Consider the following 22,384-nt stretch of genomic DNA (forward strand, 5'->3'; position numbering starts at 1 on the left):
CCTCCTCAAAGTTAAAAACTTTGCGGAGCATAGACTGAACTACACCTTCTCAAAGTTAAAAACTTTGCGGAGCAAATATATCGCCTATTCTATTGTTATTATTTCAGTCTGAGATTGAACTACACCTCCTCAAAGTTAAAAACTTTGCGGAGCATAGACTGAACTACACCTTCTCAAAGTTAAAAACTTTGCGGAGCAAATATGTAGCCTATTCTATTGTTATTATTTCAGTCTGAGATTGAACTACACCTCCTCAAAGTTAAAAACTTTGCGGAGCATAGACTGAACTACACCTCCTCAAAGTTAAAAACTTTGCGGAGCATTGACTGAACTAAACCTCCTCAAAGTTAAAAACTTTGCGGAGCATAAGGAGTATAAATTATTTATTTTCTTCTAGCTATGGAAGTCATCTCCAACTTCAGGTTCTAAATCTTCCTCCTCTTCCTCTTCCTCTTCTCCATCAAAATCGAATTCAAAAGGCTCCACCAGCATTTTTTCCGCAAGAACCTCTATTCGCTCTGTGAATTGTTCCGACAAAATAATACGTTGGGTCTTGACAATACTATTCGAAATACGCATGATTTTTGTCTCATGACGCAATTTCAAAATTGGATCTGCATCATCAAGAACAAGCATTTTTAATCGGTTTACATTATAACCAGCCGTAGTAAACATTTCACTTAGCTTATTTGGAGTCCCTATCAACACGTCAATTCCGCTGGAAATATAATTCTTATCGTATTCCATATCGCCTTTGTCATGAACACCATAGACTTCTAAATTAGAATACTTCCCATATTTTTCAAATAGGGATTCCATTTCCAATACTTTCGCTTTGTCTTCAACAATTATCAAAGCCCTTGGCGATTCTTCAGTTGCGCCTGTCAATCTCTGAATTACATTTAGCACGATTGTAGTTGATTTCCCGCTTCCTTTTGGTGCGATAATAATACAATCCGAACCACTTTTTAGTGTCGAAAATGTTTCTTTTTGAATCGCATTGGCCTCAGTCAAACCGTTTTCAATCAGGGCTTGTTGCAAGGCTTGGTTTATTTTTTTTAGTTTCATTTCTTATGATTGAAAGATTAAAAATTAAAAGATTAAAAGATTCAAACTAGTACCGAATCTTTAAATCATTACATTTTTAAATCATTAATTTTATTTTATTTAGATGCGAATAACTTCACATCATTCTCAGAAATTTCGCTTCCGCCGAGGATAATCAAACGCTCCACTACATTTCGTAATTCCCGAATATTTCCTGTCCAATCATAATCCTGCAATAAATGAATCGCTGCTGCAGAGAATTTTTTTACCGCATTTCCTTGCTCCAAAGCAATTTTTTCGGCAAAATGAGCAATCAACATCGGGATATCATCCTGTCTTTCGTTCAATCCCGGAACTTTTATCAAAATCACGGCCAAACGATGGTATAAATCTTCCCGGAAACGTCCTTCAGCAATTTCGACTTTCAAATCTTTATTGGTTGCCGCGACTACACGAACATCGACTTTGATATCTTTGTCCGCTCCCACTCTGGTAATCATACTTTCCTGTAAAGCACGCAATACTTTAGCTTGCGCCGAAAGACTCATATCTCCTATTTCATCCAAGAAAATAGTGCCTTTATCTGCCGCTTCAAATTTTCCTGCGCGGTCTTTCACTGCGGAGGTAAACGCTCCTTTTACGTGACCAAATAATTCGCTTTCAATCAATTCCGATGGTATAGCCGCACAATTCACTTCGATTAAAGGAAAATTAGCTCTCTCACTTTTTTCATGTAATTGATGTGCAACCAGTTCTTTTCCGGTTCCGTTGGGTCCCGTAATTAAAACTCTGGCTTCGGTTTGGGCTACTTTCTCAATCATCACTTTAATGTGATTGATGGCGTCGCTTTCGCCAATCATTTCGTAGTTTTTGCTAACTTTTTTCTTCAGAATTTTGTTCTCTACTACGAGTTGTTTTTTGTCCAAAGCATTTCGAACTGTATTCAACAATCGGTTTAAATCGGGCGGTTTTGAGATGTAATCAAAGGCTCCCAAACGCATTGTATTGATAGCCGTTTCCATATCGCCATGACCAGAAATCATCACCATAGGAATTTCGGGCTTGATTTTTTTGACGGCTTCCAGTACCTCAACACCATCCATTTTAGGCATTTTGATGTCGCACAAAACCAAATCGTAATCGTTATTTTTTATTTTTTCAAGACCTGCAAGACCATCTTCGGCTTCTTCCACCTGATAAGTATCATTTTCTTCCGAAAGTATTTTTGTAAGTACTCTTCGAATGGCGGCCTCATCTTCTATGATTAGTATTTTTGACATCTCTTTTCTTTATTGGGTTAATCGTTAACCAAATAACCGATTAAACTTCTATTAGTATTTCAACCATTTATATAATTCCCTCCAAGTGGGTTTCTTGCCATACATTAGTATTCCTATTCGGTATATTTTTGCGGCAAACCAAACTACAGAAAAGAAGGTGCCAAATAGCAGCGTTACTGAAATGGCGATTTGCCACAAAGGTACGCCAAACGGAATTCGCATCAGCATAACAATTGGTGATGTAAGCGGAATCATTGAAAAAATAACGGCAATTGTTCCGTGTGGATCATTGATAACCGTAAAAAAACCAACGTAAACACTCAGCATCAATGGCATAATGATTGGCAAAAGGAATTGTTGTGAGTCCGTCTGATTGTCTACTGCGGCACCAATGGCTGCGTAAAACGAACTGTACAAAAAATAACCGCCGATGAAATAAATCACAAATCCAATCAAGATATTTGCAATGGGCAGATTCCATAATTCCTTAATATACATTTGGGCAGTTCCAGTCATTTCCTGCTGTGCAGCTTGCATCAATTCAGGCGAAACGCTGGCGCTTGGACCCACATTTACCCCAAAAAAGACTGAGGCTGCAAACATTAATGAGAGTCCAATGATAGCCCAAATAAGGAACTGCAGCAATCCGGCTAGCGCAGTTCCAATGATTTTGCCCATCATCAGTTGAAACGGTTTGACTGAGGATATAATAATCTCTACGATTCGGCTGGTTTTCTCTTCGATCACACTTCGCATCACCATGTTTCCGTAGATGATTATGAACATCATTATAAGGTATCCAAATGCGCCACCAATCCCAATTTTGATTTCGTTAAGTCCTTTGATACTCTCTTCACCCGATGCTTTCGTCAAACTAATATTGACTTGGGCCTGGGCTTTTTTAATGGCAAGCGTATCTAAATGTGCTTTTTCTAAATTGTTTTTCGTCAATTTATTGGCAATCACATCCTGAACTTTTTCTATAAAAGAAATACTGGGACTGTTGTTTGAAATAAACTGTATTTTATTTTCGAAATCCTTTGTGTTTTCTGACTTTGGAATATATAATAGTCCTTCATAGCGCTCGTCAGCGATGCTGTCTTTCAAAAATTTTAAATCTACAAGAGATAAATCGAGGTATTTGTATTGGCTGTTTTTGTTGTTTTTAAGTATAAATTCTTTAACGAACAAACCGGATTCATCATGAATGGCGATCCGTTTGGTATCCGCTTTCATGGAACTTAAATAGCCTATAAATGCTGCTATCCCAACAAATAACAACGGACTTAAAAAAGTCATTACAACAAAAGATTTATTACGCACTTTAGTAATAAATTCTCTTTTTATGATTAATGAAATGATACTCATTTTTTAGACTGCTTAAATTTTTAGATTACTTAGATTTTTTTAGAACAATTAGATTAGGAAACTGTAAAAAGTCTGACAATCTATGAAGTCTAACCATCTATTGTGTTACTGTTTGAATGAAAATATCATTTACACTTGGAATTTTTTCTACAAAATGTGTTACTTGTCCACATTGTGTAAGGATATTCAATAATTCATTTGGCGTAGCATTTCCGAGTTGGATTTCCAGTTTTAACTCGTTGTTCAGCGATTTAAAATGTGCCGGAGCAACGTTAAATTTTTGTGTAATAGCAGACATCAATCCCGCTGCATTATCCGATAAAATACCCACTTCAAAACTATTGGTTTTAAATTGTCTTTTAACATCGTCCAGTTTTCCTTCGATCAGTTTATCTGATTTGTGAATCAAAGCGATGTGATCACATAATTCCTCCACGCTTTCCATGCGGTGTGTCGAAAAAATTATGGTAGCTCCTTCTTCTCGCAACGCCAGAATTTCTTCTTTGATAATAGTGGCATTCACGGGATCAAAACCAGAAAAAGGTTCATCAAATATCAATAGTTTTGGTTTGTGCAACACACACACGACGAACTGAATTTTCTGAGCCATTCCCTTAGAAAGTTCCTGGATTTTCTTGTTCCACCAGCCTTGTATTTCAAACTTTTCAAACCAATACTCCAGTTGTTTTTTGGCTTCAGCTTTAGAAAGCCCTTTCATCTGTGCTAAATACAAGCATTGTTCTCCTACTTTCATCGTGTTGTACAAGCCTCTTTCTTCCGGTAAATATCCTATATATTGAACGTGTTTGGGTTGCAGTTTTTCGCCATCAAGAATAATTTCGCCACTGTCCGGTAATGTAATTTGGTTTATTATTCGGATAAGTGATGTTTTTCCGGCTCCGTTTGGACCTAAAAGTCCGTAGATACTTCCTTTAGGAACCGTTAATGAAACCTGGTTAAGCGCAACATAATCACCGTATTGCTTGACAACTTTATTCACTTCAAGAATATTACTCATGCTTATTTTTTAATTGGTGTAAAAGTAGATAATTAGTGCCAAAATACTAAGAATTGTTTCCTATATGTAGCATTTAATTTTTAGCGATCCTCTGTTATTGCCTTAAGTGTATTGGTGTTTGTTTGCAAACAAATTGTTAATGGCGATTTCATAAAAAACCCATCCTTATTATAACAAGGATGGGTAATGTATTTTTATAATCGAATCGATAACTCGAGTCTAAATTTTTTTTTATGAAAACATGTCTTTTACTTTCTCAAAAAAGGATTTGTCTGATTTTTCCGGATTTGGAATAAAATTCTCATCCGTAAGATTTTTTTCGAAAAACTGTTTTTGATCTTTATCCAGCGTTTTTGGCGTCCAAACATTGACATGAACCAGTAAATCGCCGTTTCCATACCCATTGATACTCGGAATTCCTTTTCCTTTTAATCTCAAAATTTTACCGGATTGGATTCCTTCTTCTAGTTTGATTCTCACTTTTCCGTTTATAGCTTCAATGTCTTTGGAAATTCCTAGAACCGCTTCTGCAAAACTGATGTATAAATCGTAGTGTAAATTCTCTCCTTCGCGTTTCAAGAATTCATGCTCTAACTCTTCAATTGCCACAATTAAATCTCCAGGAATACTGTTTCCCGGAGCATCGTTCCCTTTATTAGACACTTTCAATTGCATGCCGTCTACCACACCCGCAGGTATTTTTATAGAAACCGTTTCATCTTCAAGAATCATTCCTTGCGCGTCTGCTTCGGCTGGTTTTTTATCTAGAATTTGTCCGGAACCACCACAGGTAGGACAGGTAGAAGCCGATTGCATTCTGCCCAAAATGGTATTCGTAACACGCATTACTTGTCCTTGACCGTTACAGGTTGAACACGTTTTATAACTAACTCCAGGGGCCTGAACTTTACGTTTTACTTTTACTTTTTTCTCCACGCCGTTGGCAATTTCCTCCAACGTCAATTTTACTTTGATGCGCAGGTTGCTTCCTTTAGCGCGACGAACACCGCCTCCACCGCTGTTGAAACCACCAAAACCGCCACCAAAAATATCTCCAAACTGACTAAAAATATCATCCATATTCATGCCACCGTGACCACCTCCGCCACTGAAACCACCCGATCCATCAAAAGCTTGATGGCCGTATTGGTCGTATTTGGCTTTTTTCTGAGGGTCGCTTAATACTTCGTAAGCTTCAGCAGCTAGTTTGAATTTATCTTCTGCCGATTTGTCTCCGGGATTTTTGTCAGGATGGTACTGTAAAGCGTTTTTTCTGTATGCTTTTTTAATTTCAGCAGCATCAGCACTTTTGGAAATGCCTAATATTTCGTAAAAATCTTTTTTCATTTTTATTTTTTTAAACCATACAGACGCAATGTATCTCGTCTTTGTCTATTTAATTAAGACGCAATAAATCGCGTCTCTACTGACCGATAACCACTTTTGGAAAACGAATGATCTTGTCTCCTAATTTATATCCTTTTTCAAGAACATCAACAATTTTCCCCTTCATCTTTGGAGCTGGAATCTGCGTGATTGCTTCAGCAAAATCCGCATCAAAAACATCTCCAGCTTTCACCTCAACTTGCTCTAATCCTTTAGAAATCAAAGTGCTTTTTAATTTCTCATGAATAAGCTCCACTCCCTTTGTCAACAATTCGTCATCCGATTTGTTTATTTCAACCAAAGCCCTGTCAAAATCATCCAATACAGGCAGCATCGCTAATAACACTTCTTGATTAGCCGTTTTGAATAATTCAATACGCTCTTTGGTTGTTCTGCGTTTGTAATTTTCAAATTCAGCAAATAAGCGTAAATATTTATCTTTTTCTTTAGCTAAGTCTTGCGTTAATTGCTCTTCTACACTTAATTCCTCAACAATGATTTGCTCTTCATTGGCATTATCTTCTAATGTCAACTCCTCTAATTCTTGATCGATTTCTGTATTTTCGGTAGTCATAGTACTCGTATTTTTAAAAATATTCTTAAACTTCATTTTTATTCTTTTTGGGATTGCAAAAGTACTGCCAATTCTTTTAAAATGTCAAATTGTCATCTTTTTATTGATTTCGCTTTTCTTTTCAATATAACACCTGAGTACTCAAAATTTTAAGATTATTTTAAGATTATCTTGCCGTTGTTTCATTAGCTTTGTTAAAATTTTTTATTTAGAACACTTTTCAAAAGTAAAAACTCACGATTTTATTCTAAACAATTATTAATTCACCATTACCTTATAGAAAAAAAAAGCTTCGTGTACTAAAACGGAGCTTTTTTTATGTGTTTAAATTAAGACCGTAACAAATCTTGTTTTAGACCCTCAAAATCCACTGTACGCTGTTCCCCCGATATTAAATTTTTGAGCACAAACGTATCCGACGCGATTTCCTGTTCTCCTGCAATTACGGCAAAAGGAATTCCTCGTTTGTCCGCATGCTGAAACTGCTTGGCCACTTTGGCATTATCCGGATACAATTCCACTTTAATTCCTGCAGCTCTAAGCTTCTGAATGGCTTGCAATCCATAAAAAGCTTCAGCATCACCATAATTAATAAACAATGCTTTTGAAGTTGCTGTTACGGTTTCCGGAAACAAATTCAATTCTTCAATCACCAGGTAAATGCGGTCCAGTCCAAAAGAAATCCCCACACCACTCATATTTTTCAATCCAAAAATTCCGGTCAAATCATCGTATCTTCCGCCGCCGCCAATGGAGCCCATTGCAACAGCTTGTGGCGGCGCCACTTCAAAAATGGCACCGGTATAATAATTCAATCCCCTAGCCAGAGTTACATCCAGGTCTAAAGTCGAATTGCTCAAACCTAATTTCATCACATTATCACAAATGAAACGCAATTCTTCCAAGCCTTTCATTCCTTCCTCTGACTCAGCAAGCAAGACTGAAAGTTGGCTTATTTTCTCAGAAATGGTTCCTGTAAAATGGAATAACGGCTGGACTTTCAGAATTGCTGCTGCTGAAATTCCTTTCTCCATCATTTCTTTTTTGACCCCGTCTTCTCCAATTTTGTCCAGTTTATCGAGTGCCACTGTGAAATCGATCAGTTTATCCGATGCTCCAATCACGTCTGCAATTCCGGATAATATTTTTCGGTTATTGATTTTGATGGTTACCCCTTCTAATCCCAAAGCTGAAAAAACAGTGTCATATAATTGCACTAATTCTACTTCTTGCCACAATGATTTAGACCCTACCACATCCGCATCACATTGAAAAAACTCTCTGAAACGGCCTTTTTGGGGGCGATCCGCTCTCCAAACGGGTTGGATTTGGTATCTTTTGAACGGGAATTCAATCTCGTTTTGGTGCTGTACCACATACCGGGCAAATGGAACGGTTAAGTCATACCGCAATGCTTTCTCCGAAATGCTCGCTGTCAGTTTTGTACTGTCTTTATTTTCGAGATGCGCGACATTGGCTTTCGCCAAATAATCTCCGGAATTCAAAATCTTAAAAATCAAACGGTCGCCTTCTTCTCCGTATTTTCCCATTAGGGTTTCGGAATTTTCAAATGAAGGGGTTTCTATGGGTTGAAAACCAAATTTCTCGAAATTGTTTTTTATGATTTGGATTATATAGTGCCGTTTTGCCACCTCGGTTGGTGAGAAATCTCTGGTTCCTTTTGGAATACTAGGTTTTGATGCCATTGTTACTTTACGAATTAGGTATTATGAATTACAACTGTTAAAAAATGATCAACCAACTCAACATCGAAAATCCGAATTCTGAAATTGTACTATTTGCAAATATCTTACTTTTTAAAATAATTCGTTCTAAAAAAACCCGCATTTTATTTACCGAATCTCTAGCCCGGATTGCAGTGAAAATTAAGCGCTAAAAATACTATTGTTTTTTTGACGAAAAGAGCGACCAAAGGAAGCTACTTTTTGACAATTAAAAATAAATTATTTTTAGTGCTTAATTGCAACGGAAAGCCGGAAATAGCTTCAAAAAAAAGAGATTCCAATAAATTAGTTTTTAGCTGCACAAAATTTGTAACAAAAATTGTAATTTCGTGTCAAACGTTTATGATGTTAAAATTATTCAAAGAAAATATTAGGATTGCATTTGGTTCCATCCGAACGCAATTGTTGCGAACGGTGCTTACGGTGATGATTATCGCTATTGGAATCACGGCTTTAGTCAGTATTCTTACGGTTGTTTCGGCACTTGAAAACACTATTTCCTCCGATTTTGCCTCCATGGGAGCCAATACCTTCAACATTAAACAGTACGAAAACACCACTCGAAATCGTGGCGGGGACGAGCGAGAAATCATTAATCCTATCATTTCTTATCCGGAGGCTGTAGCTTTCAAGAATAAATACAACTACCCACTTACAGAAACGTCGCTTTCCTTTACCGCAACATCTGCCGCCGAAATAAAATATGAGGCAACAAAAACGGATCCCGAAAATACGATCCTAGGAGTTGACGAATTTTTCATAACGAATTCCGGATTAGCAACCAGTACCGGTCGCAATTTTACAGGATTTGACATTGACAACAATGCGTATGTATGTGTTGTAGGGTCGGATTTTGAAAAAGGATTGCTGAAAGACGTAAATCCTATTGATAAAATAATATCCATCCGAGGAGCTAAATTTAAGGTCATCGGAGTTTTGAAAGAGAAAGGATCCACGTTTGGGAACAGTCAGGATTTACGGGTTTTGATTCCAATTCAACTAGCGCGCTCCTTGTTTACGGCACCCAACATCAATTATACAGTGAGTGTCATGGTGGGCAAAAAAGAATTACTGGAACAAGCCCTGGACAACGCCACAAGTACGATGCGCCGGGTTCGTAAATTGAGTCCCGTAAAAGACAGTAATTTTGGCGTCGTGCGCAGCGACGACTTGATCAACCGAATTTTAGGAATTACAAAATACCTGGGACTGGCATCCTGGCTCATAGGCATTATCACCGTGCTGGGATCTTCGATTGCCCTGATGAATATCATGATCGTCTCCGTTACGGAACGCACCCGGGAAATTGGAGTCCGTAAAGCCTTGGGAGCCAAGAAAACGACAATCGCCATTCAGTTTTTTATAGAAACATTACTTATAGGCCAAATGGGCGGATTAGTAGGCATTGTTTTTGGAATCCTAATCGGATTTGGTATCGCCACAGCCATGGACTTTGCCTTTGTAATTCCGTGGGGCGCTATCATGGCGGCTTTTATTACCAGTTTTATTGTAGCGATTGCTTCCGGTTTATATCCCGCAATCAAAGCGGCGGTCCTGGATCCCATTGAAGCCTTGCGTTATGAGTAGATTACAGTGGTCAGTGGCCAGTCTCTAAAACTTTTGAAAAAGTGATCCGTTTTCAACCTATAAATACTAATTACTTATTTCTCCTTTAATCATCCGGTCATTCCCGTAAATATCTTTTCGTAATTCGATGTTTTTGAAATTCATTTTTTCGAGTAAATCGACCATTTCTTTGCCTAAATACTGATTAATTTCAAAATACAACTTTCCGTTTGGCAGCAGATTTTTTTGAGCCAGTTTGGCTATTTTTTTATAAAAAATCAATGCGTCATTATCTTCTACAAAAAGTGCCAGATGCGGTTCATAGTCCAATACATTTTTCTTAATTTCCTCTTTTTCTAAATTGCGAACATACGGCGGGTTAGAAACAATAACATCAAATTCCTGAAGTAAATCTTCAGTTACAAGAATGTTCTGATTGATAAAAGTAATATTTACAGCATTATTGTGGGCGTTATTGTGGGCTGTAGCCAACGCTTTTTCAGACACATCAATTGCAAAAACCTGCGCATTCGGAATGTTTTTTGCCAATGAAACAGCAATACAACCACTTCCCGTTCCTATGTCAAGAATCTTTAAATCTTTGAATTTTTCAATCTTTAAATTATTTCTAATAATCCATGCGACTAGTTCTTCGGTTTCGGGTCTTGGAATCAATACATTCTCATTGACTTCAAAATCCAATCCGTAAAAACTCGTTTTGCCTAAAAGATATTGTATCGGGATTTCCTGTTTTAATTGTGCCAAAATCGAATTCCAAGCTACCCTTTCTGTTTCCGAAAAAACCAAATCAGGATGCAAGGCCAGATCTATTCTTTTCAGTTGATGCTTTTCTTCTGCTATTAAATAGAAAAAACTCTCTGCTTCTCCGGCATCATAAATTGGAGTCAGTTCTTGAATAAATTGGGTTCTGTAATCTCTAATTTTAACGGAACTATTTTTCATTTAAAATTCATGATTTATAATTTTTTGAGCATCCATATCGGACAACTGGTATGACCAGTGCTTCCCATGGGCGACTCAAGGTATTCAAAACCTACTTTCTTATACAGTTTCTGGGCATCAAGCATAAATGGCATCGTTTCAAGATAACAATTTTCAAAACCAAAATCCTTGGCACTTTCTAAACACTTTGCCATCATCTGACTTCCAAGTCCAAGACCTCTGGTTTCCGGCAGGAAATACATTTTTTGAAGTTCACAAATGGTTTCTGCTTCATTTTCAAGTGGGGCAACCCCGGCAGAACCTATAATTTCTCCATCCTTTTCCACCACATAATAAACTGATTTTGACTTATTATATTCCTCATACATTAAATCCAAATACGGATCTTCATACGCCGTTCCTACTTTTGGAATCTTTAATTCGTCAAAAACTGCTCGTATCAATGCTGCAACTGCAAGATTGTCTTCTTTTTTTATTTTTCTAATGCGGTACTTTTCCATTTTTTTTCAGAAACTAATTTTAGCCACAAAAGTATCAATTGTTTGTTGTTATTCTCTAACATTTTTAAAACTAATCCTGCCTCAATCCCAAGTTTGAGTACCAGATTGGGGCTACACGCAAAAATCACTACTTTTGTTGGGTGAAAATACATGAAAAATACATCAAACGGTGCGTCGAGCTGGCCAAAAATGGTCTGGGAACCACCTATCCAAATCCGTTAGTAGGCAGTGTAATTGTTTGTGACGGCAACATCATTGGCGAAGGCTGGCATAAAAAAGCAGGAGAACCGCACGCAGAAGTCCTTGCAATAAATTCCGTAAAAGACAAATCGCTGCTGAATAAAGCAACTATTTACGTGAGTTTAGAGCCTTGCAGTCATTTTGGCAAAACACCGCCCTGTTGTGATTTGATTATCAAAAATAAAATTCCAAATGTAGTTATAGGCACTGTTGACCCCAATATAAAAGTGGCAGGAAACGGAATCAAAAAGCTCATGGAAGCCGGAGTACACGTAACCCTAGGCGTTCTGGAAGACGAATGCCAGGAGCTCAACAAAAGGTTTTTTACCTTTCACGAAAAGAAAAGACCATATATTATTTTGAAATGGGCACAAAGTCAAGATGGTTTTATTGCGCCAAAAGAAAAATCAGAAAAAAAACCGGTCTGGATCACCACTATTTATTCCAGACAACTGGTTCATAAATGGCGCACTGAGGAGCAAGCCATTCTGGTGGGAACACAAACTGTTATTGATGATAACCCAAAACTCAATGCGCGCGATTGGTATGGAAACAATCCCATTCGGGTGGTTTTAGATCAAAATAACCGCATCTCAAAAGACAGTCACATCTTTGACAATCACGTTAAAACTATTCTTTTATCCGGATTTAAAACGGGTGTTGAAAAAGAAAATACTATCTTTGAGTGCATCGATTTTGAAAAAAACACAGCTGAACACCTGGTTCAATCCCTGTACAAACATCAAATTCAATCCGTTATCATTGAAGGCGGAAGGCAAACGCTGCAAACTTTTATCGATGCTAATCTTTGGGATGAAGCTCGAATATTTGTTGGAAATATCCAATTTAAAACTGGAATCAAGGCGCCTATTCTTGTTCAAAAACAGTTCAAAAAACAATGCATAGGTTCAGACGAACTTCTAATTCACAAAAACCATGATTAACACTATCATTTTTGATTTTGGAGATGTTTTTATCAACTTAGACAAACAAGCCACCAATACTGCGTTCCAGAAATTAGGCCTGAAGGAATGGAATGCTGATTTAGACCATTTGAACATCCAGTTTGAAACCGGAAAAATCTCCCGTGATAATTTCCTATCGGGCATTCAAAAACATCTTCCAAATGCCACCACAAAAGAAATTTTAGCCGCTTGGAATGCCATACTTCTCGATTTCCCGTTGTATCGATTGGAATTCCTGCAAATGCTTTCGCAAAAATACCGCTTGTTTTTATTATCCAATACGGATGCTATTCATATAGAAACGTTCGAACGCAAAAACGGGATTTCTTTTTACAGGGATTTTTACCAATGCTTTGAGAAAGTCTATTTTTCATTTGAGCTAGGCTTAAGAAAACCAAATCCTGACGCTTTTCATCATTTGATAAGCAACCATGAATTAGCGCCCAAGCGAACGTTATTTGTCGATGATAAAAAAGAAAATACGGATGTCGCACTCGCATTGGGATTTGAAGTTTGGAATTTACAAGTAGGCACAGAAGATGTCATCCATTTACTGGACAAAAAAATAATTTGAAAGAACCGCTTCAAGTCATATCAAATTTCACTCTTTTTTTTAATTTCAATTGAAAGACACATACAACACCATTGCATTTTCTTCAGAGGAACTGCTATTCAAAGAAAAAAACAGCAAATTTTTTGGCTATGCCTATCCCATTCAATCGGAGGACGAAGTAAAGCCGCTCATCGATATTTTGCGGAAGCAACATCCTCATGCAGGACATTTTTGCTATGCCTATCAAATTGGCACCAGCACAGTGGCCTATAGAGCAAACGATGACGGAGAACCAAGCCATAGTGCCGGTATGCCTATTTACGGACAAATTCAGTCGTTTTCAGTTACTAATATCCTGATCGTCGTGGTTCGGGTTTTTGGCGGCGTGAAGTTAGGCGTTGGCGGCTTGATTGCTGCCTATAAAACCACGGCACAACTGATTCTGGAAAGCTGTGTCATTATAGAGAAAACAATCGATTGTCATTTTAGCCTCGCCTTTGAGTACCAAAATATGAATAAAGTAATGCGGGTCATCAAGGAACAAAAATTGGAAATTGTTTCACAGGAAATGGAAATAAGTGCGATCACTACCCTTCCGATAGGTAAAATCGAGCTGAAAACCCGAAAAAAAAATGCCGAAAAACTATTCGACACTTTCAATTCGATGTTTGAAATTGGTATAAAACGACTCTAATTCTTACCCGTTGGGTGCAATTAATTTTTGATGATAATTTTCGTCAGTTCGAGTGATCCCGCTTTTGGGCGGGATTATATCGAGAACTAGAAAATTAGTATTAAAAACTGTTCTCGATACACGTCACTTCGAGTGCGAAGCGTATCGAGAAGTTTGTTCCGTTTTACTACACAAAAAATACTCGAACTGACGTTTTGAATAATTGCACCCATCGGGTTAATTCTTATTCAATAGTACTTCTTTTGTACTTTATTCCATTGTTTTTAACAATTCTAAAATATATTCTGGAGGTGCCATTGGACGACCTGTTTCTAAGGAGACAAAAACCAAAATAAATTGCGCCGTTGTTAATAACTCATCAAATTCATTATAAATAGCACAATCAAATTCTATCTTCACCGAAGTCTGGCTTTTGAAAATCGTATGAACCGTTAACAACTCATCATAGCGCGCTGATTTTTTATAATTTATATTCATAGAAACAATTGGCAGCGCAATTCCGCTTTCCTCCATACTTTTATAGGATATCCCTTTGTTCCTGAGCCATTCCACCCTTCCTATCTCAAAATAAGGGATGTAATTCCCATGGTATACAACTCCCATTTGGTCTGTTTCCGAGTATCGCACCCGAACTTCTATTTGATGATCTTTCATTACGTAAATATTAAAAAATTTTGAATTTAAAAAAGCGCCTTACAACAATAATTTGGTAAATTAGTGCCCTATATATTTTTTTTTACAGAAATTTGTTCACATATTTGTTACCCCAATAAATAATCACACAACCTCTTTTTTTTAGTAAGATAAAAATTACCAATTAAAAACAATTTAATAGAATCTATGAACAAAACTGCTCAATCAGTATGGGAAAACTGTTTGTCTTTTATAAAAGACAACATCCAAGACCAAGCGTACAAAACTTGGTTCGAACCAATCAAATCAGTTGAACTTACCGATAACGCATTATATATTCAGGTACCTAGTAAATTTTTTTACGAATGGCTCGAGGAGCACTATGTCAAATTGTTAAAAGTGGCCCTTACTAAAGAACTTGGAAAAAATGCAAAGTTACTTTATAAAATCAGAATGGAAAACACTTACGGCAATAAACAACCATTTACGGAACAGTTGCCAAGCGCCAATAGAGTTCCTATGAAGCCGCAAGAAGTAGATGCTCCTTTTAAAAACTTAAATCCCGAATTAAGAAATCCATTTGTAATTCCAGGCATCCGAAATTTAAAAATCGAATCACAACTGAATGCAAATTATAGTTTTGACAACTTTTTAGAAGGGGATTCAAATCGATTGGCTCGTTCTGCAGGTATGGCGGTTGCCAATAAACCGGGTGGAACGTCGTTCAATCCGTTATTGATTTTTGGTGGTGTTGGTCTTGGAAAAACGCATTTGGCGCATGCCATTGGGGTAGAAATAAAAGACAAATACCCTGAAAAAACCGTTTTATACATTTCGGCTGAAATTTTCACCCAACAATACATCGACTCGGTAAAGAAAAACAATCGAAATGATTTCATCCATTTCTATCAATTAATTGATGTTTTAATTATTGATGACGTGCAATTTCTTTCCGGAAAGACAGGAACTCAAGATGTGTTTTTTCACATATTCAACTATTTACATCAAAACGGCAAACAGGTCATCCTAACTTCGGACAAGGCGCCTGTTGACATGCAAGATATTGAACAACGGTTGCTTTCGCGTTTCAAATGGGGATTGAGTGCTGAATTGCACCAACCGGATTATGAAACCAGAATTTCCATCCTAAAAAACATATTGTACAGAGACGGTGTCGAAATTCCGGACGAAATCATCGAATACGTAGCGCGTAATATCAAATCGAATGTAAGAGAATTAGAAGGAGCCATTATATCATTGATTGCACAATCGTCATTTAATAAAAAAGAAGTAACACTGGAACTGGCTAAAAGTGTCGTTGAAAAATTTGTAAAAAATGTAAAACGAGAAATTTCTATTGATTACATTCAAAAAATTGTTTCGGAGTATTTCCAGCTGGATTTAGAAACACTGCAATCCAAAACCAGAAAAAGACACGTGGTGCAAGCCCGACAACTGGCGATGTTTTTTGCAAAGAAATTCACAAAAGCCTCTTTGGCAAATATTGGTTCTCAAATTGGAGATCGCGATCACGCTACGGTATTACACGCTTGCAAAACCGTTGATAATTTAGTGGCTACGGACAAACAATTCAAAAAATTTGTGGAAGATATCAATAAAAAATTAACGCTATAGACTCTTTATGTCCATAAAAATTTTAATGGTTTGTTTGGGAAACATTTGTCGTTCCCCATTGGCTGAAGGCCTATTAGCTTCTAAGCTTCCAAAGAACAAATTCACAGTGGATTCTGCAGGAACTGGATCCTGGCACATTGGCCAATCGCCGGACGAACGCTCTATTGCTGTAGCAAAAAAAAACAAAATTAGCATTTCAAATCAAAAAGGGAGGCAATTCAGTAGTGCTGATTTCGACACATTTGACTATATCTACGTCATGGATAATTCCAATTATGAAGACGTCGTGCAGCTTGCGGAGCACCCGGAACAAATAGAAAAAGTACAACTGATTTTGAATGATTTATTTCCAAACGAAAAAGTAGATGTTCCTGATCCGTATTTTGGTTTGCCTAATGGATTTGAAATTGTTTACAACATGCTGGATGAAGCGTGTACGGTTCTTGCACAAAAGCTAATCGCCAAACACAGCTAGTTTTTTCGGATCAAATTATTTTGGGAATCCTAACAATATACTGACCATCATATAAACACACTATCTTTAGGAACATAAATTACACCTATGAAACCAAATGCTGTTTTAGGAAAACTCTATCTAATCCCTACCACAATGGGCGATTGCGATCCTATGGATGTTTTGCCACAAACCATAAAAAGAAGTATTGATCTCCTTGATTATTATATTGTAGAAAACGACAAAACAGCCCGCAAATCGATAAAAGGTGTTAGTCCAGAGAAGAAACAATCCGAGTTAAAACTTTTTGTTTTAAACAAACACACTGAAATCAAAGAACATTTAGACTTTATACAACCATTGCTGGAAGGGCAAAATATGGGCTTAATGAGCGAAGCAGGCTGTCCCGGAGTGGCTGATCCTGGTGCTGTGATTGTCAAATTAGCCCATGAAAAAGGCATTCAGGTTGTTCCTTTGGTTGGTCCTTCTTCCATCCTTTTGGCCATGATGGCTTCCGGAATGAATGGACAAAGCTTTACGTTTCATGGTTATTTGCCTATTGAAAAAGAGGAAAAAAAAGGCAGCTTCAAAACCTTGGAAAGACTTTCTTTTGAAAAAAATCAATCTCAAATTTTCATTGAAACGCCGTATCGCAACAACAAATTACTGGAAGATTTATTGCAAACACTGCATCCCGAAACACACTTGTGCATTGCTGCGGATATCACTTTACCAACCGAATATATCAAGACCAAGAAAATTGCGGCCTGGAAAAAAGAAACCATCGACCTGCACAAACGACCAACTATTTTTATCATCCACAAAATGTAAATTCAAACTTCTTTACCTTTTACTAAAAGGGTAAACCAGATCAGTTATCAAAGTTACAATTCAATAAAGCAACAGAATACGCTGAATTATTGGACTTAATAAAACAACACCTCTAATCATTAATTCTAATTATAAAACCCTATTTTTATTATTATAAGTAATGATTTTTTTAGGAGTAAACTTCTATATAGCAGCACGAGTATATCTATTGTTATGAAGCTCCCATAGTGCGCTCTAATGCCACCCTGATGCGGGTCGCTACGCAATAATGACACCCCAAAAACAAAAATGATTACAACACACAGGCTCCAGAAACTGTTGAATCGCCGTGTGATGGAGTCATTCTTTAGCAAATCGTTTCAATATTTTATTATTTTATTATGCGTGCATACTATTTAATTTTGCTATATTTACCATTAAAACATAAAAAACATGAGTTATTCAGATAAAATGTTGCGGGACGATGCTCTAAAAGGCAAAGTGATTGTAGTCACAGGAGGCGGAAGTGGTTTAGGAAAAGCAATGACCCACTATTTCTTGGAATTAGGAGCGCAAGTCGCCATCACCTCCAGAGATTTAGAAAAACTAAAAAAAACCGCTGCGGAACTGGAAACGCTAACTGGCGGAACCTGCCTTCCTATTCAATGTGACGTACGTCATTATAGTGAAGTCGAAAACATGCTGCAAGAGGTTTTGAACACTTTTGGCAAAGTGGATGTCCTTCTTAATAACGCCGCCGGAAATTTCATTTCCCCCACAGAAAGACTCTCTGCAAATGCTTTTGACACCGTGATTGATATTGTTTTGAAAGGGACAAAAAACTGCACCCTTGCTTTTGGAAAACATTGGATTGACACCAAACAAAAATCAGCAACTATTTTAAACATCGTAACAACGTATGCCTGGACCGGTTCTGCTTATGTGGTGCCTAGTGCGACAGCAAAAGCAGGTGTCCTGGCCATGACGCGCAGTCTTGCTGTAGAATGGGCAAAATACGGCATCCGTTCTAATGCAATTGCACCGGGACCGTTTCCGACGAAAGGTGCGTGGGACCGTTTACTACCCGGTGACTTGGCCGAGAAATTTGATATGGCAAAAAAAGTGCCATTGAAACGCGTAGGAGACCATCAGGAATTGGCTAATTTAGCCGCTTATCTGGTCTCTGATTTTTCAGCGTATGTCAATGGTGAAGTGGTGGTGATTGATGGTGGTGAGTGGCTGAAAGGCGCCGGACAATTCAATCTGTTAGAAGCGATACCGGAAGCACTTTGGGATCAGTTGGAGCTGTTGATTAAAGCAAAGAAAAATAAATAATCCATACCCAACTCGGAACTAAATAAGTCGAAAGTTTAACGTCATAAAGTCAAAAGGAACACTATTGCAAACAGTAGTTTAAAATCGATCTGTTGCGTCATTTTGTCGAATTTTAAAACACGACATTTGAAAAGAAAAATTTTGCCATGTATAACACCCATTTCTTTTTTGTTACCTTTGCACGATGTTAAACCTATTCAAATCAAAACCCCTGCTGAAGGACCTGATTCCAGACCACCATATTGACATTCACTCGCATCTTTTACCAGGAATTGATGATGGAGCAAGAACTTTTGAGGATACGTTGCGACTAACGCGCGCGCTTCAATCCTTTGGTATTTCCCAATTCATAACAACACCGCACATTATCCAACATGTTTGGGACAATACCCATGAACATATTCTCGCTAAGAAAACGACAACAGTACTAGCCTTGGAAAAGAACAATGTCATCGTCCCTTTGAAAGCGGCAGCTGAGTATTTGATGGACGATCAGTTTGTCCGACTTTTTCAATCCAGTGATTTATTGACCTTGAAAGACAAGTACGTACTGGTAGAAATGTCCTATATCAATGCCCCCATCCAGTTATACTCCATCCTATTTGATCTGCAGGTGGCAGGATACATTCCCGTTTTGGCTCATCCAGAACGCTATCTTTTCTATCACAACAACTTTAATGAGTATCTAAAACTTAAAAGGGCAGGCTGTTTATTCCAGCTCAACCTATTGTCAGTGGTGGGTTACTATGGTGCGGCCATTACTAAAACCGCAACGGAATTACTCCAAAAGGGTATGTACACGTATGTGGGCTCTGATGTGCATCATGACAACCACATTGCTGCTTTTGAACAAAAGGTACGTCTGAAAGACTTAAAACCACTCGAGGAAGCCATTGCGAACAATGAGTTTTTTAAGTTGGAGTAAAAAATCGGACGAAACACAACAACGGTTCTCGACTGCGCTCGAACTGACATGATCATCTAAACATTCGTCAGTTCGAGTTGCGCAGTAATTTGCGATAGAAAATTACTGCGATGTATCGAGAACCTTTGCATTTTGCAGGCTTCTCGATACAATTTTGTATAGTAAAGCTTTCGCATTACTATGCAAAATTACTCGAAGTGACGGACGAAACACAACAACGGTTCTCGACTGCGCACGAACTGACATTATTGAACACATAAAAAAAAGGTCTATAAAGAAAATAATTCTTTATAAACCTTTTTAAAGTCCTGCAACAGTACTAATTAGTTTTTAAATATTTTTTTGTACCATGGAATATTTTCTATTTTGGAACCATAGCCATAGCCGTATCCATAGCCTTTAGTCGAATCCGTATCATTGAGTAACAAACACATATTAGGCAATTTTTGCTCTCGGTACAATGTATTTACTATATTCAGCATTCGTTTTTCTAAAAAGTTAGCCCGTGCCACATAAATAAAGCAATCGGCATGTTTCGCTATCAACAAGGTGTCTGTTACTAAGCTTACCGGAGCGGTATCCACTATAATATAATCAAATTGATTTTTCAAGGTCTCAAAAAGGGTGTCCACTTTCTTATTCATCAATAATTCAGCTGGATTTGGCGGCACTACACCGGCAGGCAACACATAAAAATGCTCATACCCTTCGTATTTAACGATTAAATCTTCTAAAACTAAACTTTTTGAAGACAAATAATTAGTAACACCACGATCAGGCAGCGTCAAATATTCATCCAATCTTGGATTTCTGATATCCATTCCTATCAACAGTACTTTTTTACCGGACAGAGCAAAAGTGGCGGCAAGATTTGCCGAAACAAAGGTCTTCCCTTCTTTAGGAAAAGTAGAGGTTAAAAAAATGGTCTTAGCCTGATCCTCCGGGACTTTACTCACCATAAATTCTAAGTTCGTTCGGATGATGCGCAACGCTTCTGCTGAGCTGGTGCGGCTTTCTGAGATTATAATTTCTGAAGGAGTATCAGAGGTAGGTACATCGCCTATAAAAGGAATCATGGTTTTTCCTTCCAGATCTAAACGGCTTTTTATTTTAGTATCCAATAAATCCATCAGGTAAATAATTCCGAAAGGAATTAAAATCCCCATTAGAAATGCGCCCAAATAAATAATATTCTTTTTAGGGGCAACAGGAATATCAGAACCTTTTGCTGCATCAATCACGCGTGCGTTGTCTTCGGTAGCCGACAAGAAAATAGCGGTTTCCTCTCTTTTTTGCAACAAATACAAATACAGCTCTTCTTTTACCTTTTGCTGTCTGGCAATCACTCTAAACTGCCGCTCTTGCACCGGTATTCTACCAATTTTGTTATTCAAAAGCCCTTCCTGCCTGTTCAAATCTCTTTTTTGAATTTCTAAATTCGACTGCATGCGGCTCAGACTTGACACTACATTCGACTTTAAAGAGGACAACTGTTGCTCCATTTTAATGACCGTTGGATTCGCATCCGTAGCCGATTTCAAGATCCTGTTGCGGTCCAGAACCAATTGATTGTAGGACCCAATTAACCCGATGGCTTCTCCACTCACGATATTAGTAGGCAACAAATCGGATTGTTTACTTTTCTTCATAAAGTCAAGTACAGAAGCAATCACATTTAGTTCAATATCTGTTTCTACCCCTTTTTTATCGTATTCACTGGATCCTTCAATAAAAAGTCGGGCTTCGGTCTCAATGTCGGTTAATTGATTGTTATTTTTAAACTGCTCCACTTTCTGCTCAACTCCATCCAGCTCATCGGTAATCAAAGCGAGTCGGCTGGCAATAAATTTAGAGGTATTCTCCGAAATAAAATTTTTGTCGGCTGCCGCTTCTTCGTTATAATTCTGAACCAAATTATCCAGAAAAAATTCTGCTTTTTCCAGCACCGGATCCACAATAGAAAGTTCAACAATACTGCTGGTTTTACTCAGCGGTTCTACTTTCAATCTCGTTCTAAAACTTGCCGCTATATTTTCTAGAGGACTAATCAAAATAGTGATTGGCGTGTTATTTTCATTAACTGACTTGGCAGCAGCTACCGATTTATAAATAACCATGGTCCCATATTTCGTTTCAATAGGTTGACCATACCGAAAGCCCTTTTTATTGGGGTATAAAATATTTCCTTGTCCGGACAGGTCTTCTAATTTGAATGTATTCGCTGAAAGGGCTGTATATTCATACGACCTTCTGAAGGTATAAAAATTAGATTTTTTAGCTATAAAATTAACTACAATCGGAGCGCTTTTAAACAAATCAGTATTGACAATCTTGCCTTCCACAACAAAGGCAATATTCAGATTCATTTTCCGAACCGTACTTTCAATTAAGGTTCTGGATTTTAATATTTCAATTTCGTTATCAATATTACTATTTCCACCTCCAATTCCCATATCGGCAAAAGCGGCTAATTCAGAAGACAAACCGCCTTTCTTTTCGTCCTTCACTAATATAGTAGTAGAAGCGCGGTACTGAGGTACTGTATACCGCAAATAAATATAGGCAACAGACAAGCAGATACAAATCCCTAAAAAAAACCATTTCCAACGGGAGGCATATTGATCTATAATAGTCCTGATTTGAAAATCCTGTTCCGAATTTTCGTTTAACATATTATTTTCCATGAAAGCGTT

Annotated in this window: 20 protein-coding genes; 9 read left to right on the forward strand and 11 right to left on the reverse strand. The window is 37.6% G+C overall.

The window, feature by feature from the left end; translation table 11 throughout:
• Positions 1-393: 393 nt before the first annotated feature.
• From EKM02_RS07250 to hisS, 7 genes are all read right to left on the reverse strand, one after another.
• On the reverse strand, positions 394-1,068 hold the full coding sequence (locus tag EKM02_RS07250; protein ID WP_126453715.1) for a DEAD/DEAH box helicase: 675 nt from the start codon (positions 1,066-1,068) through the stop codon (positions 394-396).
• 95 nt (positions 1,069-1,163) lie between these two features.
• On the reverse strand, positions 1,164-2,327 hold the full coding sequence (locus EKM02_RS07255) for a sigma-54-dependent transcriptional regulator (RefSeq protein WP_126453717.1): 1,164 nt from the start codon (positions 2,325-2,327) through the stop codon (positions 1,164-1,166).
• Positions 2,328-2,378: 51 nt separating this feature from the next.
• A complete protein-coding gene (locus EKM02_RS07260) occupies positions 2,379-3,695 on the reverse strand; it encodes an ABC transporter permease (RefSeq protein ID WP_126453719.1) in 1,317 nt (438 codons plus the stop codon).
• A gap of 97 nt (positions 3,696-3,792) precedes the next feature.
• Positions 3,793-4,713, reverse strand: a complete 921-nt coding sequence (locus EKM02_RS07265) for an ABC transporter ATP-binding protein (RefSeq protein WP_126453720.1) — start codon at positions 4,711-4,713, stop codon at positions 3,793-3,795.
• A 231-nt stretch (positions 4,714-4,944) separates the two neighbouring features.
• Positions 4,945-6,060 (reverse strand): molecular chaperone DnaJ, encoded by a 1,116-nt coding sequence (gene dnaJ, locus EKM02_RS07270; protein ID WP_126453722.1) that lies wholly within the window; start codon positions 6,058-6,060, stop codon positions 4,945-4,947.
• Between the two features lie 76 nt (positions 6,061-6,136).
• Positions 6,137-6,709, reverse strand: coding sequence for a nucleotide exchange factor GrpE (locus EKM02_RS07275; RefSeq protein WP_126453724.1), 573 nt, complete (start codon positions 6,707-6,709; stop codon positions 6,137-6,139).
• Between the two features lie 293 nt (positions 6,710-7,002).
• Positions 7,003-8,379, reverse strand: a complete 1,377-nt coding sequence (gene hisS / locus EKM02_RS07280) for a histidine--tRNA ligase (RefSeq protein ID WP_126453726.1) — start codon at positions 8,377-8,379, stop codon at positions 7,003-7,005.
• 381 nt (positions 8,380-8,760) lie between these two features.
• On the opposite strand from hisS, the gene EKM02_RS07285 reads away from it, so the two are divergent.
• Positions 8,761-10,005, forward strand: a complete 1,245-nt coding sequence (locus EKM02_RS07285) for an ABC transporter permease (protein ID WP_199734679.1) — start codon at positions 8,761-8,763, stop codon at positions 10,003-10,005.
• A gap of 66 nt (positions 10,006-10,071) precedes the next feature.
• Here EKM02_RS07285 and prmC read toward each other — a convergent pair whose 3' ends face one another.
• Together prmC and EKM02_RS07295 are read right to left on the reverse strand one after the other, a co-directional pair.
• Entirely contained in the window at positions 10,072-10,947 is an 876-nt protein-coding gene (gene prmC, locus EKM02_RS07290; RefSeq protein ID WP_126453728.1) for a peptide chain release factor N(5)-glutamine methyltransferase, read from the reverse strand.
• A 14-nt stretch (positions 10,948-10,961) separates the two neighbouring features.
• Complete coding sequence (locus tag EKM02_RS07295) at positions 10,962-11,447, reverse strand: GNAT family N-acetyltransferase (protein ID WP_126453730.1); 486 nt, start codon at positions 11,445-11,447, stop codon at positions 10,962-10,964.
• Positions 11,448-11,587: 140 nt separating this feature from the next.
• On the opposite strand from EKM02_RS07295, the gene ribD reads away from it, so the two are divergent.
• The 3 genes from ribD to EKM02_RS07310 are packed head-to-tail and all read left to right on the forward strand — an operon-like array spanning position 11,588 to position 13,899.
• Positions 11,588-12,631 (forward strand): bifunctional diaminohydroxyphosphoribosylaminopyrimidine deaminase/5-amino-6-(5-phosphoribosylamino)uracil reductase RibD, encoded by a 1,044-nt coding sequence (ribD, locus tag EKM02_RS07300; protein WP_126453732.1) that lies wholly within the window; start codon positions 11,588-11,590, stop codon positions 12,629-12,631.
• On the forward strand, positions 12,624-13,226 hold the full coding sequence (locus tag EKM02_RS07305) for an HAD family hydrolase (protein WP_126453734.1): 603 nt from the start codon (positions 12,624-12,626) through the stop codon (positions 13,224-13,226). Before ribD ends, EKM02_RS07305 begins: the two co-directional genes overlap by 8 nt.
• Positions 13,227-13,275: 49 nt before the next feature.
• Positions 13,276-13,899: an IMPACT family protein gene (locus EKM02_RS07310; RefSeq protein ID WP_126453736.1), complete on the forward strand. Its 624-nt coding sequence runs from the start codon at positions 13,276-13,278 to the stop codon at positions 13,897-13,899.
• A gap of 249 nt (positions 13,900-14,148) precedes the next feature.
• Here EKM02_RS07310 and EKM02_RS07315 read toward each other — a convergent pair whose 3' ends face one another.
• Positions 14,149-14,553: an acyl-CoA thioesterase gene (locus tag EKM02_RS07315; RefSeq protein ID WP_126453738.1), complete on the reverse strand. Its 405-nt coding sequence runs from the start codon at positions 14,551-14,553 to the stop codon at positions 14,149-14,151.
• A 186-nt stretch (positions 14,554-14,739) separates the two neighbouring features.
• Between EKM02_RS07315 and dnaA the strand changes: the two genes are divergently transcribed.
• The 5 genes from dnaA (at position 14,740) to EKM02_RS07340 (ending at position 19,691) form a co-directional block, all read left to right on the forward strand.
• On the forward strand, positions 14,740-16,167 hold the full coding sequence (gene dnaA / locus EKM02_RS07320; RefSeq protein ID WP_126453740.1) for a chromosomal replication initiator protein DnaA: 1,428 nt from the start codon (positions 14,740-14,742) through the stop codon (positions 16,165-16,167).
• Between the two features lie 7 nt (positions 16,168-16,174).
• Entirely contained in the window at positions 16,175-16,642 is a 468-nt protein-coding gene (locus EKM02_RS07325; protein WP_126453742.1) for a low molecular weight protein-tyrosine-phosphatase, read from the forward strand.
• An 87-nt stretch (positions 16,643-16,729) separates the two neighbouring features.
• A complete protein-coding gene (locus EKM02_RS07330) occupies positions 16,730-17,452 on the forward strand; it encodes an SAM-dependent methyltransferase (protein WP_126453744.1) in 723 nt (240 codons plus the stop codon).
• Positions 17,453-17,884: 432 nt separating this feature from the next.
• Positions 17,885-18,766 (forward strand): SDR family oxidoreductase, encoded by an 882-nt coding sequence (locus EKM02_RS07335; RefSeq protein WP_126453746.1) that lies wholly within the window; start codon positions 17,885-17,887, stop codon positions 18,764-18,766.
• A 184-nt stretch (positions 18,767-18,950) separates the two neighbouring features.
• Positions 18,951-19,691 (forward strand): tyrosine-protein phosphatase, encoded by a 741-nt coding sequence (locus EKM02_RS07340; protein WP_126453747.1) that lies wholly within the window; start codon positions 18,951-18,953, stop codon positions 19,689-19,691.
• A 323-nt stretch (positions 19,692-20,014) separates the two neighbouring features.
• Here the strand turns inward: EKM02_RS07340 and EKM02_RS07345 are convergent, their stop codons facing one another.
• A complete protein-coding gene (locus tag EKM02_RS07345; RefSeq protein WP_126453749.1) occupies positions 20,015-22,375 on the reverse strand; it encodes a GumC family protein in 2,361 nt (786 codons plus the stop codon).
• Positions 22,376-22,384 lie beyond the last annotated feature (9 nt).

Source organism: Flavobacterium sp. RSP49 (assembly GCF_003968735.1).
Classification (GTDB): domain Bacteria; phylum Bacteroidota; class Bacteroidia; order Flavobacteriales; family Flavobacteriaceae; genus Flavobacterium.